The 13145-nt window shown below is 72.2% G+C and carries 17 protein-coding genes; 9 read left to right on the forward strand and 8 right to left on the reverse strand.

Features of this window, described 5'->3' with window-relative positions:
• The first annotated feature begins 40 nt into the window (after nucleotides 1-40).
• The 3 genes from AB0O36_RS22680 to AB0O36_RS22690 all read left to right on the forward strand — a co-directional run bounded on the left by AB0O36_RS22680 (nucleotide 41) and on the right by AB0O36_RS22690 (nucleotide 2114).
• A complete protein-coding gene (locus AB0O36_RS22680; RefSeq protein ID WP_365113363.1) occupies nucleotides 41-613 on the forward strand; it encodes an FABP family protein in 573 nt (190 codons plus the stop codon).
• Nucleotides 614-701: 88 nt separating this feature from the next.
• Complete coding sequence (locus AB0O36_RS22685) at nucleotides 702-1139, forward strand: Fur family transcriptional regulator (RefSeq protein ID WP_365113365.1); 438 nt, start codon at nucleotides 702-704, stop codon at nucleotides 1137-1139.
• A gap of 9 nt (nucleotides 1140-1148) precedes the next feature.
• Nucleotides 1149-2114, forward strand: a complete 966-nt coding sequence (locus tag AB0O36_RS22690) for a folate-binding protein (RefSeq protein ID WP_365113367.1) — start codon at nucleotides 1149-1151, stop codon at nucleotides 2112-2114.
• Between the two features lie 90 nt (nucleotides 2115-2204).
• Here AB0O36_RS22690 and dtd read toward each other — a convergent pair whose 3' ends face one another.
• Nucleotides 2205-2630, reverse strand: coding sequence for a D-aminoacyl-tRNA deacylase (gene dtd / locus AB0O36_RS22695; protein WP_365113369.1), 426 nt, complete (start codon nucleotides 2628-2630; stop codon nucleotides 2205-2207).
• A 132-nt stretch (nucleotides 2631-2762) separates the two neighbouring features.
• Here dtd and AB0O36_RS22700 point away from each other — a divergent pair, with 132 nt between their 5' ends.
• The 3 genes from AB0O36_RS22700 to AB0O36_RS22710 all read left to right on the forward strand — a co-directional run bounded on the left by AB0O36_RS22700 (nucleotide 2763) and on the right by AB0O36_RS22710 (nucleotide 5660).
• On the forward strand, nucleotides 2763-3350 hold the full coding sequence (locus tag AB0O36_RS22700) for an AmfC protein (RefSeq protein WP_365113371.1): 588 nt from the start codon (nucleotides 2763-2765) through the stop codon (nucleotides 3348-3350).
• Nucleotides 3351-3522: 172 nt separating this feature from the next.
• Nucleotides 3523-4773, forward strand: a complete 1251-nt coding sequence (locus tag AB0O36_RS22705) for a GNAT family N-acetyltransferase (RefSeq protein ID WP_365113373.1) — start codon at nucleotides 3523-3525, stop codon at nucleotides 4771-4773.
• A gap of 116 nt (nucleotides 4774-4889) precedes the next feature.
• Complete coding sequence (locus tag AB0O36_RS22710) at nucleotides 4890-5660, forward strand: putative protein N(5)-glutamine methyltransferase (RefSeq protein ID WP_365113602.1); 771 nt, start codon at nucleotides 4890-4892, stop codon at nucleotides 5658-5660.
• Between the two features lie 24 nt (nucleotides 5661-5684).
• Here AB0O36_RS22710 and AB0O36_RS22715 read toward each other — a convergent pair whose 3' ends face one another.
• The 6 genes from AB0O36_RS22715 to AB0O36_RS22740 all read right to left on the reverse strand — a co-directional run bounded on the left by AB0O36_RS22715 (nucleotide 5685) and on the right by AB0O36_RS22740 (nucleotide 9815).
• Nucleotides 5685-6359: a contact-dependent growth inhibition system immunity protein gene (locus AB0O36_RS22715; protein WP_365113375.1), complete on the reverse strand. Its 675-nt coding sequence runs from the start codon at nucleotides 6357-6359 to the stop codon at nucleotides 5685-5687.
• 12 nt (nucleotides 6360-6371) lie between these two features.
• A complete protein-coding gene (locus AB0O36_RS22720) occupies nucleotides 6372-6671 on the reverse strand; it encodes an RNase A-like domain-containing protein (RefSeq protein WP_365113377.1) in 300 nt (99 codons plus the stop codon).
• 76 nt (nucleotides 6672-6747) lie between these two features.
• Complete coding sequence (locus AB0O36_RS22725) at nucleotides 6748-7314, reverse strand: hypothetical protein (protein ID WP_365113379.1); 567 nt, start codon at nucleotides 7312-7314, stop codon at nucleotides 6748-6750.
• 18 nt (nucleotides 7315-7332) lie between these two features.
• Nucleotides 7333-9039, reverse strand: coding sequence for an RNase A-like domain-containing protein (locus AB0O36_RS22730; protein ID WP_365113381.1), 1707 nt, complete (start codon nucleotides 9037-9039; stop codon nucleotides 7333-7335).
• Nucleotides 9039-9344, reverse strand: coding sequence for a WXG100 family type VII secretion target (locus AB0O36_RS22735; protein ID WP_365113383.1), 306 nt, complete (start codon nucleotides 9342-9344; stop codon nucleotides 9039-9041). The genes AB0O36_RS22730 and AB0O36_RS22735 overlap by 1 nt, the downstream gene beginning before the upstream one ends.
• A gap of 21 nt (nucleotides 9345-9365) precedes the next feature.
• Nucleotides 9366-9815, reverse strand: a complete 450-nt coding sequence (locus AB0O36_RS22740) for a WXG100 family type VII secretion target (protein WP_365113385.1) — start codon at nucleotides 9813-9815, stop codon at nucleotides 9366-9368.
• Nucleotides 9816-9951: 136 nt separating this feature from the next.
• On the opposite strand from AB0O36_RS22740, the gene AB0O36_RS22745 reads away from it, so the two are divergent.
• The 3 genes from AB0O36_RS22745 (at nucleotide 9952) to AB0O36_RS22755 (ending at nucleotide 11456) form a co-directional block, all read left to right on the forward strand.
• Nucleotides 9952-10338, forward strand: a complete 387-nt coding sequence (locus AB0O36_RS22745) for a helix-turn-helix transcriptional regulator (RefSeq protein ID WP_365113387.1) — start codon at nucleotides 9952-9954, stop codon at nucleotides 10336-10338.
• Between the two features lie 25 nt (nucleotides 10339-10363).
• Nucleotides 10364-10978, forward strand: a complete 615-nt coding sequence (locus AB0O36_RS22750) for a hypothetical protein (RefSeq protein WP_365113389.1) — start codon at nucleotides 10364-10366, stop codon at nucleotides 10976-10978.
• Nucleotides 10979-11126: 148 nt separating this feature from the next.
• Entirely contained in the window at nucleotides 11127-11456 is a 330-nt protein-coding gene (locus AB0O36_RS22755; RefSeq protein ID WP_365113390.1) for a DUF2516 family protein, read from the forward strand.
• A gap of 151 nt (nucleotides 11457-11607) precedes the next feature.
• Here the strand turns inward: AB0O36_RS22755 and AB0O36_RS22760 are convergent, their stop codons facing one another.
• Nucleotides 11608-13107 (reverse strand): SpoIIE family protein phosphatase, encoded by a 1500-nt coding sequence (locus tag AB0O36_RS22760; protein ID WP_365113392.1) that lies wholly within the window; start codon nucleotides 13105-13107, stop codon nucleotides 11608-11610.
• Nucleotides 13108-13145: the final 38 nt, after the last annotated feature.

Genomic DNA, 13145 nt, shown 5'->3' on the forward strand with positions numbered 1-13145 from the left:
ACCACCCCTCCCACAGATCGCCTGAGCTGAGCTGCCACCCATGATCCAGATCCCGTCCGACCTGAACCCGGGCCTCGTCCCCCTCGCCTTCCTCCTCGGTACCTGGGAGGGCGCGGGCGTCTTCGACTTCCCCGGTGAGGAGAAGTGCAACTTCGGCCAGGAGGTCGTCTTCGGCCACGACGGCCGGGACTTCCTGGAGTACACCTCGCACACCTGGGTGCTCGACGCCGAGGGCAACAAGGTGCGCCCGCTGGAGTCGGAGTCCGGTTACTGGCGCATCGACAAGGACCGCAAGGTCGAGATCGTCATGGTCCGCGACGCCGGTGTCGTCGAGGTCTGGTACGGCGAGCTCGCCGAGGGCAAGCCGCAGATCGACGTCATCACCGACGCGGTCGCCCGTACCGCGGCCTCCGGCCCGTACAGCGGCGGCAAGCGCCTCTACGGCTACGTCAAGAGCGACCTGATGTGGGTCGGCGAGAAGGCCACGCCCGAGGTCGAGCTGCGCCCCTACATGTCGGCCCAGCTGAAGAAGGTCGTCACCCCCGAGGAGGTCGCCGAGATGGCGCGCAACCTCCCCGACATGCCGGACGACGGCATCGCCTTCTTCCGCTGATCCGCGCGAGCGGGAAGCACGGCCCGTACGGCCGAAGAAGGGGATCGCGGGCCCTCCGTGATCCCCTTCCCGCCCTTACACTGGCCGGGTGGCGACCACCGACTGGAAGAGTGACCTGCGGCAGCGTGGCTACCGGCTGACCCCTCAGCGCCAGCTCGTGCTGGAGGCCGTCGACACGCTGGAGCACGCCACCCCCGACGAGATCCTCGTCGAGGTGCGCAAGACGGCGTCCGGCGTGAACATCTCCACCGTCTACCGGACCCTGGAGCTCCTGGAGGAGCTCAAGCTGGTCTCGCACGCCCATCTGGGCCACGGCGCGCCCACGTACCACCTCGCCGACCGGCACCACCACATCCACCTGGTGTGCCGCGACTGCGGCGACATCATCGAGGCCGACCAGCACGTCGCCGACGAGTTCATCGCCAAGCTCCGCACCACCTTCGGCTTCGAGACCGACATGAAGCACTTCGCGATCTTCGGCCGTTGCCGGAAGGACGCCGCCAAGCACGGCGAGGACCAGTCGTAGGCTTGGCACATGACCAGCCCTTTGCTTGATCTGCCCGGCGCCGTGGCGGCCGAAGGCCGTGACGAAGGAGTCGCCGCCCACTACGGCGAGCTGTACGGCGAGCAGCGCGCCCTCGCCGACGGCCGCGGCTTCGTCGACCTCTCGCACCGCGGTGTCGTCACCGTCACCGGACCGGAACGGCTGAGCTGGCTGCACCTGCTGCTCACCCAGCACCTCACCGAACTGCCCCCCGGACAGGCCACCGAGGCACTGATCCTCTCCGCGAACGGGCACATCGAGCACGCTCTGTACCTCGTCGACGACGGAGAGACGGTCTGGGCGCACGTGGAGCCCGGCACCCAGGAGGCGCTGATCGGCTACCTGGAGTCGATGAAGTTCTTCTACCGCGTGGACGTCGCCGACCGCACCGCCGACTTCGCCGTCGTGCACCTGCCCGCCGGGTCCATCGACGAGCTCGACAAGGAGCTCGTCGTACGGGAGACCCCGGGCGGCCGGGACGTCTTCCTGCCGCGCGAGCGGCTGCGCGAGTTCGCCGCCGCGCACGGACCCGCCGCCGGACTGCTCGCCTACGAGGCGCTGCGCGTGGAGGCGCACCGGCCGCGGCTCGGCCTGGAGACCGACCACCGGACCATCCCGCACGAGCTCGGCTGGATCGGTACCGCCGTGCACCTGCAGAAGGGCTGCTACCGGGGTCAGGAGACGGTCGCCCGCGTCCACAACCTGGGGAAGCCGCCGCGCCGGCTGGTCTTCCTGCACCTGGACGGCTCGGAGGTGCTGCTGCCGCCGCACGGGGCGCCCGTACGGCTGGCCGCGGACGGCCCCGAAGGGCGTCAGCTGGGCTTCGTCACCACCGCGGTGCGGCACCACGAGCTCGGGCCGATCGCGCTCGCGCTGGTCAAGCGGAACGTACCGGTGGACGCGGCGCTGATCGCCGGGACCACGGCGGCCGCGCAGGAGGTCGTGGTCGCGCCGTAGCGCACCGAGTCCCGCGGGCCGCCGTGGTCGCCGGCGTCCCGCGGGTCGTCGTGGCGCCCGGCGTCCCGCGGGGCGTCGCAGGCCCCGCCGTCACATGTCCAGGAGCACGGTGAACGGGCCGTGGTTCGTCAGCGAGACCCGCATGTCCGCGCCGAACCGGCCCGTCTCCACCGTCGCGCCCAGCTCCCGCAGCCGCGCGACCACCTCGTCGACCAGCGGCTCCGCCACCCCGCCGGGGGCGGCCGCGTTCCAGGTGGGCCGCCGGCCCTTGCGGGCGTCCCCGTAGAGCGTGAACTGGGAGATCACCAGCAGCGGCGCCCCGGTGTCACTGCAGGACTTCTCGCCCTCCAGGATCCGCAGCGACCACAATTTGCGCGCCAGCTGCGCGGCCTGCTCCGGGGTGTCCTCGTGGGTCACCCCGACCAGCACGCACAAGCCCTCGCCGACGATCTCGCCCACGGTCTCACCGGCGACCACGACGCTCGCGCCGTCCACCCTCTGCACCACTGCTCGCATACCACCTGTGTATCAGGCGTGCACCCGTCCGGGGCCGATCGGGTGGAGTGCGCCCGTCCGGCACCGCCCTCAGTGGGACGATGCACGGGAGGCGGTGCCCCATGCACCGGTCGAGGGGACGGACACGTTCGTATGAATACTTCTGGTACCTCTGCAGGCGCAGGCTCCGTGTCGGCGGTACGGCCGCCCGCGCAGCGCAACACGGACGCCCAGGCGCCCGGCCAGGTGCCCCAGCGGGCGCCCGGTGTGCACGGGCTCGGCCTGCCCGAGCTGCGGGCGCTGCGCCGGGACTCCCAGCGCGACGAGGCCGACCTCAGCTACATCCGCAGACTCCTGCAGGGCCGCATCGACATCCTCCGGGCCGAACTGGCCCGGCGCACCGACCCGGAGGCCCCGGTGGTGGTCGTCGACCGGCTCTCCGAGATCCTCGCCGACGCGCCCTCCAGCCGCAGTGCCTCCGCCCGCCACGTCACCCTGGGCACACCGCACAGCGAGGAGTTCAGGCTGCTGGCGGCGGAGATGCTGGCCGACGTGGAGCTGTCCGACCTGGCGGCGCGGACCGACGGTGAACTGCACGACGCGATGGGCCGGCTCGTCGGGTACGAGCAGCAGGTCTCGCGGCGCCGGCAGCAGCTGCAGCGCACGGCGGACGACTGCAGCGCGGAGATCACCCGGCGCTACCGGGAGGGCGAGGCCCAGGTCGACGACCTGCTGACGTGACGGCGTGACGGCGTGATGGCGTGACGGCGTGATGGCGTGACCGCCTGACGGTGTGAGGCCGCGGGCCGGCGGGCCCGGCCGGCGGGTGCCCGAAAGCCCCCGCCGGACGGCGCGCACCGGCTCCGCATAATTGGCGCGACCGGCCGGCCGGTCGGCGTCTAGCGTGGGCCGAATGACCGCTGAGATCCGTCCTGTCGCCGAAGCCGAATTCGCCGCCTGGCTGCGCACCGTCCAGACCGCCTTCCTCAACTCGCCCGTCGTGACGGACGGGGACCTCGCCCAGCGCCTCAAGTACACCGACCTCTCCCGCACCACCGGCGCCTACGACGCGGACAGCGGCCGCTGCGTCGGCACCTTCCGGACCTTCGCGCAGGAGCTGACGGTGCCGGGCGGCGCGGTCCTCCCGTCGTCCGCCGTCACCAATGTGACCGTGCTGCCCACGCACCGCCGCCAGGGCCTGCTGACCCGGATGATGGCGGCCGGGCTGGCGGAGGCCGAGGAGCGCGGGGACGCCTTCGCGACCCTGATCGCCGCCGAGTACCCGATCTACGGCCGCTACGGGTTCGGTCCCGCCGCCGGCCTGGTGGAGTGGGAGATCGACGTCCCGCGCACCGGGCTGGACCCGCGCTGGTCGGGGCCCGGCGACGGCGGCCGGATCGAGCTGGTGGACACGGCCGAGGCCGGGCGGTTCGCACCGGAGCTGCACGAGCGGCTCCGGCGCTCCGCCGGCGGCGCCGGCATGGTCAGCCGCAACGAACGCTTCTGGAACCTGGCCCTCGGCCTGGAGCGCATGGACTTCCGGCCGTACAGGGAGCAGTACTTCGCCGTGTACCGGTCGGCCGACGGCGAGGTCCAGGGCATCGTCGCGTACCGGTCGGACGACCACTGGACGGACGCCAAGGTCCCGCTGAACACGGTGCAGGTGAACGAACTCCTCGCGGTCACCCCGGCCGCCGAGCGGGCGCTGTGGCACTACCTGTGCTCGATCGACTGGGTGATGAAGGTCCGCACCGGCTACCGGGCCCCCGACGACCTCCTCCCGGAGCTGCTGCCCGACCCGCGGGCCGCCCGTACGGTGACCGCCGCCGACCAGCTGTGGGTGCGCGTGCTGGACGTCGTACGGGTCCTCCGGGCGCGGACGTACGACGTGCCCGGCGAGCTCGTGCTGGAGGTCGAGGACCCGGACGGCCCGGCCGGCGGACGCTACCGGCTGGACGCGGGCGCGCGCCACTGCGTCCGCACGGACGACGCGCCCGACCTGACCCTGGGCGTGTCCGAGCTGGGCAGCCTCTGCCTGGGCGACGCGTCGGTGACGCGGCTGGTGGCGCTGGGCGGGGTGCGGGAGCACCGGGCGGGCGCCGCGGCCCTGGCCGACCCGGTGTTCCGTACGGCCCGCCGCCCGTGGTGCCCGGACATCTTCTGAACGGGGGACGGGGGACGGAGAGAGTGCGGAGGACGGGCGGAATGGGGACGGGCGCGATGGGTACGGGCGCGATGGGTACGGGCGCGATGGGTACGGGCGGAACGGGGAGCGACGGCATGGACGACGTCTGGGTGGTGGACGCCCTGCGGGCGGCGGGCTGCGTGTTCGCGGAGGAGGAGGCAGGACTCCTGCGGGCGGCGGCCGCCGATGGCGGCGACCTGCGGGTGCTGGTGGCCCGCCGGGCCGGCGGCGAACCGCTCGAACACGTGGTGGGCTGGGCGGAGTTCCGCGGACTGCGGATGGCCGTGGGCGAGGGCGCGTTCGTGCCGCGCCGGCGCACCGAGTTCCTGGTCGAGGAGGCCGCCGTACTGGCCCGGCCGGGCATGGTGGTGGTCGACCTGTGCTGCGGGGTCGGCGCGCTGGGCGCGGCGGTGGCGGACGCCGTACCGGGCGTGGAGCTGCACGCGGCGGACATCGACCCGGTCGCGCTCGGCTACGCGCGCCGCAATGTCGCCCCGTACGGCGGCCACGTCCACCAGGGCGACCTGTACGCGGCCCTCCCGGCGGAACTGCGCGGGCGGATCGGGCTGCTGGTGGTCAACGCCCCGTACGTGCCGACGGGTTCCATCCCGCTGCTCCCGGTGGAGGCCCGTGAGCACGAGCCGGTGACCGCGCTGGACGGCGGCCCGGACGGCCTGTCGGTCCAGCGCCGGGTCTGCGCGGAGGCGGCGGGGTGGCTGGCCCCCGGCGGCCACCTGCTGATCGAGACCAGCGCCCGCCAGTCCCCGGACACCGCGTCGGCGATGACCGGGGCGGGCCTGGCGGTGCGGGCGGCGTCCTCGGAGGAGTGGTCGGCGACGGTGGTGGTCGGCACCGCCCCGCGCTGAGCGGGACCCGTGCCGGGCCGTCCCCTACGCGTACTCGGCGCGGGGGCCGGCCAGCTGCCGGGCGACCTCGGTGAGCCAGGCGCCCGCCGTGTAGGGAGCCGGCGGATCGACCTCCATGCCCAGCTCGGCCACGCCGAGCGCGTGGTCGACCTCCTCCAGGCCCAGGGCCAGCAGCTCGCCCAGCTCGCCGACGACCCGGGCGACGAGTGCCGGGTGGACCGTCTCCGCGTAGTCGCCGACGGCGGCCTCGTGGTCCTCGAACTCGTCGGGCATGTCCTGGGAGAACCAGCCCCCGAGGAGCTGGCCGAGCTCGGGGAAGCGGGCGTGCCACTCCCAGTGCGTCGCCGGCACGGCGGCGGGCGGCGGGACCCGCCCCTCCTCGATGCTCCGCCGGATGTGGTCGGCGAGCAGGAGGAGCCAGTCCCGGATCCCGTCCTCGGGCAGGCCGATGTCCGGCACCGGGTAGTACTCGCCGAGGCGCTGTCGCAGCCGGCCGGGCGGGTTCTGCGCGTACGTGCGGAGCTGCTGCTCGGCGACGGCCAGCGCCCAGGGACGGGTGTGCCAGGTGTGGCGGAGGTAGGCGGTCAGGGCGGTGCCGGGGGCCTCGGGAGTGTCGTCCGCGGGCTGGCCGACGTACGCGCTGATGACCTGGTCCAGTTCGCCGTAGCGCCGGTCGAACTCCATTGGCTTCATGGACATGTGCCGGTCCCTCTAGACGTAGATCGGGAAGGTGCTGTGCACGACGAACCCGAGCGGGCTGGACGGCTCGCGCCGCAGCACCACCCGGGCCGCCCGTACGTCCACGGCCCCGCGCCCGGCGAGCGCCATGGCCTGGATCAGCACCCGCCCGACGGGCTCCTCGCGGGAGGGCCAGGAGGCCTCGATGGTGAGCCGGGGACGGGTGCCCTGGGCGAGCCAGCGGTGGACGGCCTGCTCGTTGCGGGTGACGACCTGCTGGGCGGCCCACTGGGCGGTTTCCCGGTCGGGGTAGGTGGCGGATCTGGTGAGCACGTGGCGTTCCTCGGTCGGCGGGTCGTGCACGTCGGCGGGTCGTGCTGGTCGGGTCGTGCAGGTCGTGCGGGTCGGGTCAGGTGTTCTGGAAGTTCCAGAGGACGGCGACTTCCTCGTCGTTCACGGCGATCAGCCCGGCGTCCCAGTCGTACCGGCTGAACGCGTCGTAGGCCACGGCGGACCACCGGTAGAAGTCCGGAAGGTCGCCCTTCGGGTCGAGGTTGGTGTGGAAGCGGGTGCCGTCCGGGAAGCGCGACAGGATCACGTCGGCCCGGCGTTCGCTCTCCGGCAGGCCCTCCTCCCAGCCCGGCCACCGGCTCAGGTCCGAGACCGGTGCCGAGCCGAGCCGCACGATCAGCGACCGCACCGCGTGCCGGGGCACTTCCTGCACCCGCCCCCGGAAGCGTTCCGCGTCCGCAGGCGTGGAGGGCGTCTCCAGCCACGGGAACAGCGGATCCTCCCGGCGCTCCTCCTCGCCCTCGAAGGGGTCGACGGACTCCCAGCCCCGCGGGTCCCGCGTCTCCAGCCGCATCACCGCCCCGACGTCGAGCCACCACTCCTCGTGCTCGCGGGGAGCGACGGCGACGAACGTGCTCAGCCACTCGTACAGCCCGAGCGCTTCCCGCCAGGTCTCCGCAGTCACGGTTTCCATCGTGTTCCCCTATTCGGGCTGTGAGGTCAGGACCACGAACGGTGGGTTGAGGCCCGGGTCGTACTTCAGCTTGGTGCGGACGCCGTGGGTGTTCTCGGCGGGCAGGATGTCGGTGCCGTCGACCCGCACCGACCGTCCGGTGACGGCTGGAGAGGTGAGCGGGCCCTCGCCCTGGACCGAGGGAACGTCGACGACCAGGTCCTTCTTCGCCGGTGGCGGGTTCTTGAGCCAGTCCTGGATCTTCGCGGTGTTCTCGCGGATGTTGTACTGAGTGTATTTCTGGGCGGAATTGATGTCCGAGAAGGACGAGGACGTCAGGATGTCGAACTTTCCGTTCGCGCGCTGTTCGTCCTTGATCCGCTGGAGGAGCTGTTCGTCGGTCTTGCCGACGTGCTTGTCGAGGGTGTGCGCGCCGTTCATCCCCTCGTTCGTCGCCAGGTCCAGCGAGTACATGTACGGGAAGGGGCTCTCCCCGCCGATCTGCCAGCGGTGTTCCTTCTTGAACTCGTTGAGCGAGCGCGCGCCGAAGCCCTGGGCGCGGGCGATCTCCGCCTGGTAGGTCGGGGCGCTCTGGGCGGCGAATTCCAGCTCCCAGACGAGGGCGTTGAGCTTGTTCGCGGCGTCGACGAACTCCTTGTGGTAGTTCTCGACCACCCGGTCCACGCCCGACTTGTCCATGTGGGACCGGAAGATCAGGACGATCCGGCCCACGACGCCGCCGACCGCCAGCTTGGTCAGCTTCGACAGGCTCAGGTCGGTGAGCTCCGCGGCCGTGGCCTTCGCCGCGTTGATGCCGGCCTGCTCGGTGAACTTGGTGGTCTTCTCGCCGACGTCGGAGACGTGGTCCAGGACGTCCGCGATCTTGTCCGCCGACTCCTTCAGCACGTCGATCAGGGGGCGGCGGCGGTCGGGGGTGACGTCCTTGCTGAACCGCCACTGGCGGCCGTCCTTCTCGACCCGGTTGCCGCTGTCGTCCAGCTGCCGGCCCCACGCCGTGGCGCCCCAGATGCTCTGGCCGAAGGTCCGCATCGCGGCCTGCCACTCGCCCTTGTCCTTGGGGTTCGTGAGGCCCGCGATGGCGGCGTTGAAGTCGTCCGATGCCTTCACGGCCTCGGAGCCGAGCTTCCTCCAGGCCTTGGCCATGTCCCGGGTCTCGTCCTCCTTGATGCCCGGGGTGATCTCGTGGACCTTGCCCAGGCGGAGGCCGTGCTCGATGGCGGGCCGGATGACGTCGGCCAGGAAGTCGGGGAACTCGCCGATCACGCCGGAGATCCACCAGGAGTCGGCGTCCTCGCCGGTGCCCGACCACTTGACGGCGTTGACCGGCCCGTAGCGCGGGGGCTTGTTGATGACCACCGGCTCCGGCTGCTGCGCCGGCTGCGGGCCCTTGCGGCCGCTGGCCTCCCAGTCGGCGAGGACGTAGCTGTTGGCCGTGTGGTTCAGGCCGACGGAGGCGCCGCCGGCGCTGACCACGCTGCGGCCCCACGCATCCAGGAACTTCTCGACGACCTCGGCGTACTTGCTCGCGAACGCGTCCGCACCCCAGCCCGTGCCCGCGGACTGGCTGTACTTGTTCAGTACGTCGACCAGCACGAACGCCCGTTCGGCGTGGGCGAACTGTGCTTCCTTCACCAGGTCGGCCGCGTGGTGGACGTGCACCGGCTGGACGTCGAACCCACCGTTGGCCGAGGGGGAGGGCGGGGGTGTGCCTGCCATCAGGCCGCCCCCCATCCGCGCAGCACGGCCTGGTGGACCGAGGCGTAGCCGGCGTGGCCGGTGACCACGATCTCGTGCAGCCACGCCTGGGTGGCCTGCAGGTCCTCGGCGGACCGGTCCCACTTGTCGAGCTGGTCGACGAAGGTCTGGCGGGCCTCGCCGTCCCAGGTGAGGACGACCTTCTCGACGCGCCGGTAGAGCAGGTCCAGCTGCTCGTTGAGCGTCTTGAGGATGTCCTCCAGGTCCCCCGCCAAGCCCTGCAGCGTGGCGAAGTCGACGGATATGTGGTCGTCTCCGGACGGCATGTGTCCCCCTTGTTGATCCGTTTACAGGTCGGCGATGCGGCTGCGCGGGCCGGTCTCCGGTGCGGACCCGGTGTTCGGCGTGGACAGGGCGTCGGTCTCGGCCTGTACGTCCGTGTAGGACTGCACGCGCCGGAACTGCTCCAGGGTTTCCAGATCCTGCGCCGAGAACCCGTCCCTGCTCAGCCGGACCGCCTTGGCCAGCAGCTTCATCGTCTCCCGGATGTGGACGGCGTCCTCCGCCGCCGCGCGGTGCCTGGCCCGGTAGGCATCCGAGGCCGGGCCCCGCCACCGCGCCTCGATGAGGTCGACGATCTCGTCCATCCGCAGGAGCTGCTTCTTCAGCTCTCCCTGCATGGTGTCCAGGTCGCCGGCGAGCGTCTTGAGCTTGTCGCCGTCGACGGTGAGGTCCGCCGCGGCCGCACCGTTCGCATTCGTACCGCCTGAACTCGCCGCCTCAGGACCGGCGTTCATGGTGTTCCTCCCCCGGAGCAGGCCATCTTCGGATGATCGCCGCCCCGACGCTAGCAAATGCGTACGACAGGCCGCGTGGGAGATGGTGCAAGCGGTGCGCTTGCAAAAGTTAGCGGGGTGGGGGAGGATTCGGGACATGGCATCCCTCAATGTCGGCAATCTCGGCGAATACCTGCGCGAGCAGCGCAGGCAGGCGCAGCTTTCGCTGCGTCAGCTCGCCGACGCCGCGGGGGTGTCGAATCCGTACCTCAGCCAGATCGAGCGCGGACTGCGGAAGCCGAGCGCGGAGATCCTGCAGCAGCTGGCCAAGGCCCTTCGGATCTCGGCCGAGACGCTGTACGTACAGGCCGGGATCCTCGACGAGCGGGACCGGGACGAGGTCGAGACGCGTGCCGTGATCCTGGCAGATCCGTCCATCAACGAGCGGCAGAAGCAGGTACTGCTGCAGATCTACGAGTCGTTCCGCAAGGAGAACGCGGCCGACGCGAGCGAGCGGCACGACGAGATGCCGCCCATGAACTGAATCGCGATCCCGGAGGATCAGAAGCATGGCCATCGTCGACGACCTCAAGAAGACCCTGACCGACCCGACCCCGCTCTACTTCGCCGCCGGTACGGCCGACCTGGCCGTGCAGCAGGCCAGGAAGGTGCCGGGGCTGATCGAACAGCTGCGGGCCGAGGCCCCGGCCCGTATCGACGCGGTGCGGAACACCGACCCCAAGGCCGTGCAGGAGCGGGCCAAGGAGGACCTGGAGGCGGTCGCCGCCAAGGTCGTCGAGGTGGTCGGCGTGATCGGCTCGATCGACCGGACGAAGATCGACGCGAAGAAGCTCGGCGAGACCGCCCAGGACCTGGCGCTGCGCGGGGTCGGCGTGGCCGCCGAGTACGCGGTCCGGGCCAAGGAGACGTACGACCGGGTGGCCGAGCACGGTGAGCAGGCCGTCCGCACCTGGCGCGGCGAGGTGGCCGAGGAGATCGTCGAGGTCGCCGCGGCCGTCGAGGCGGAGTCGGCGGCGCCGGTCGCCGAGCCGGCGGCCGAGCCGGCCGAAGCCGCTGCCGAGCCCGCGGAGGGCGCGGCGGAGGAGAAGGCCGCCAAGCGGGGCGCGGCGCGCAAGCCCGCCGCCAGGAAGACGGCCGCGGCCGCCGAGGGCGCCGAGGCCTGAGCGGCCGGGGTTTCCCCCGGGACGTTCGGCGCGCGACGGGCGGGGCACCTTTCCGGTGGCCCGCCCGTTCCGTCTGTAGCGTGGAGGGGGAAGAGGTCAGAGCCGGGATCGTCCGGGATCGTCCGATGTGGTGAGGCGGTAGAGGGGCATGTTGATCAAGGGGTTCGAATCCTTCGTCGGGCTGCTCGGGCTCGCCATGTTGGTGCTGGCCGTCGTCGCCTTCGTCTTCGCGCTGGTGGCGAGGGAGGACGCCTACCGCGCGGCCGACAAGCAGACGAAGACCTTCTGGCTGGTGATCCTCGGCATCACGGTCCTGGTGGACCTGTTCCTGGGGATGCTGTTCCTGCAGATCGCGGGGCTCATCGCCTCGATCGTGTTCATGGTCGACGTCCGGCCTGCGCTCAGGCAGGTGTCCGGCGGGGGCAAGCGCGGCAGCAGCAGCGACGGGCCGTACGGGCCCTACAACGGCAATCGGTAGGGCGGGCGGCCGGTAGGCCGGACAACCTTCAGGCCGGGCAGCCTTCAGGCCGGGCAGCCTTCAGGCCGGGCGGCCGTGGGTCGGACAGCCGGTCAGGCTGGGCGGCCGGTGGGTCGGCTCAGCCGTCAGGACGGGCAGTCGGTGGGTCGGCTCAGCCGCCCGTGCGGCCCAGCATGACCACCGCGACGTCGTCGGTCAGCTCGCCGCCGTTCAGGCGGCGGGCCTCGGTGACGGCCGCCTCCAGCAGCCCCTCGCCGTGCAGGCCGCGCTCCAGGTGCCGGTTGATCATCGAGACCATGCCGTCCTGTCCGAGCCGTTCCCGGCCCTCACCGATCCGGCCCTCGATCAGCCCGTCGGTGTAGAGCATCAGGCTCCAGGCGCCGCCGAGCTCCACCTGCCGGCGGGGCCAGCGGGCGCCCGGCAGCAGGCCCAGGGCCGGGCCGCTGTTCTCGTACGGCAGCAGCCGCGCGGGCCGGCCCTGCCCGGTGATCAGCAGGGGTGCGGGGTGGCCGGCCAGGCAGAGGCCGGCGCGGCGGCCGTCGGGGGAGATGTCGACGGTGCACAGGGTCGCGAAGATCTCCTCGCACGGCCGCTCGACCTCCAGCACCTCCTGGAGGGTGGAGAGCAGGTCGTCCCCGCACAGACCGGCCAGGGTCAGCGCCCGCCAGGCGATGCGCAGCTCGACGCCGAGGGCGGCCTCGTCCGGGCCGTGGCCGCAGACGTCGCCGATCATCGCGTGGACCGTGCCGTCCGGGGTGCGTACGGCGTCGTAGAAGTCCCCGCCCAGCAGGGCCCGGCTGCGGCCCGGCCGGTACCGGGCGGCGAACCGCAGGGCGGAGCCGTCCAGCAGCGGGGTGGGCAGCAGGCCGCGTTCCAGGCGGGCGTTCTCCTGGGCGCGCAGCCGGGACTCGGCGAGCTTGTACTGGGCTATGTCGGCCCGCTTGCGTTCGACGGCGTAGCGGATGGCGCGGCTCAGCAGGCGGCCGTCCAGCTCGTCCCGGAAGAGGAAGTCCTGGGCGCCGACCCGGACCGCCTCGGCGGCCCGCTCGGCGTCCGCCTCGGCGGTCAGCACGAGCACGGCGTGCCGCGGGGCCAGGCGGAGCACCTCGCGGAGTGCGGCGAGCTCGTCGGTGTCGGCTCCGACGGCGGTCCCGGAGGTGCCGCCGGTGCCGGGCCCGTTGCCCGCTCCGCTTCCCGCGCCGGGGCCCGCCGCATGGCCGGCCGGGCCGCCGTGGACGGCGCGGCCGCTGCCGGGCAGGCTGAGGTCGAGCAGGATGCAGTGGACGTCGTGCGTGAGCAGCCGGGCCGCCTCGGTGAGGTTGCGGGCGGTGCGGATCCGTATGCGCTGGCCGTCGGTGTCGAGGATCTCCGGGACGGTGAGTCCGTCCGACGGGTCGTCCTGGATCACCAGGAGCGTCATCGTCTGCGACTGCGGCTGGATCTGGGCCTGTGTCTGGACCGGCGCCTGGACCGGTGCCTGGCTCTGGAACGGTGCCTGGGTCTGGAACGGCGCCTGGGTCTGGAGGGGCGTCTGGAACGGCGCCTGGGTCCGGACGGGCGTCTGGGGCGGCGTCGGGATCTGCTGCGGCGGGCCGGGCTGACCGGCCTCCGCGGCCGGGATGTCCCTCTGCCGCGGGACGGGTACGGTCATTCTTCTCGGTCCTTCCGTCCCCCGAGGCTGTGCTGGCT

The organism is Streptomyces sp. NPDC089799 (assembly GCF_040684755.1).
GTDB lineage: Bacteria > Actinomycetota > Actinomycetes > Streptomycetales > Streptomycetaceae > Streptomyces.

What these genes read in the sequence shown, in the direction of transcription:
- AB0O36_RS22680 (WP_365113363.1), top strand. Translation starts at nt 41, where the DNA reads ATGATCCAGATCCCGTCCGACCTGAACCCGGGCCTCGTCCCCCTCGCC.
- AB0O36_RS22690 (WP_365113367.1), top strand. Translation starts at nt 1,149, where the DNA reads ATGACCAGCCCTTTGCTTGATCTGCCCGGCGCCGTGGCGGCCGAAGGC.
- dtd (WP_365113369.1), bottom strand. Translation starts at nt 2,630, where the DNA reads ATGCGAGCAGTGGTGCAGAGGGTGGACGGCGCGAGCGTCGTGGTCGCC.
- AB0O36_RS22700 (WP_365113371.1), top strand. Translation starts at nt 2,763, where the DNA reads ATGAATACTTCTGGTACCTCTGCAGGCGCAGGCTCCGTGTCGGCGGTA.
- AB0O36_RS22705 (WP_365113373.1), top strand. Translation starts at nt 3,523, where the DNA reads ATGACCGCTGAGATCCGTCCTGTCGCCGAAGCCGAATTCGCCGCCTGG.
- AB0O36_RS22710 (WP_365113602.1), top strand. Translation starts at nt 4,890, where the DNA reads ATGGACGACGTCTGGGTGGTGGACGCCCTGCGGGCGGCGGGCTGCGTG.
- AB0O36_RS22715 (WP_365113375.1), bottom strand. Translation starts at nt 6,359, where the DNA reads ATGTCCATGAAGCCAATGGAGTTCGACCGGCGCTACGGCGAACTGGAC.
- AB0O36_RS22730 (WP_365113381.1), bottom strand. Translation starts at nt 9,039, where the DNA reads ATGGCAGGCACACCCCCGCCCTCCCCCTCGGCCAACGGTGGGTTCGAC.
- AB0O36_RS22735 (WP_365113383.1), bottom strand. Translation starts at nt 9,344, where the DNA reads ATGCCGTCCGGAGACGACCACATATCCGTCGACTTCGCCACGCTGCAG.
- AB0O36_RS22740 (WP_365113385.1), bottom strand. Translation starts at nt 9,815, where the DNA reads ATGAACGCCGGTCCTGAGGCGGCGAGTTCAGGCGGTACGAATGCGAAC.
- AB0O36_RS22745 (WP_365113387.1), top strand. Translation starts at nt 9,952, where the DNA reads ATGGCATCCCTCAATGTCGGCAATCTCGGCGAATACCTGCGCGAGCAG.
- AB0O36_RS22750 (WP_365113389.1), top strand. Translation starts at nt 10,364, where the DNA reads ATGGCCATCGTCGACGACCTCAAGAAGACCCTGACCGACCCGACCCCG.
- AB0O36_RS22755 (WP_365113390.1), top strand. Translation starts at nt 11,127, where the DNA reads ATGTTGATCAAGGGGTTCGAATCCTTCGTCGGGCTGCTCGGGCTCGCC.
- AB0O36_RS22760 (WP_365113392.1), bottom strand. Translation starts at nt 13,107, where the DNA reads ATGACCGTACCCGTCCCGCGGCAGAGGGACATCCCGGCCGCGGAGGCC.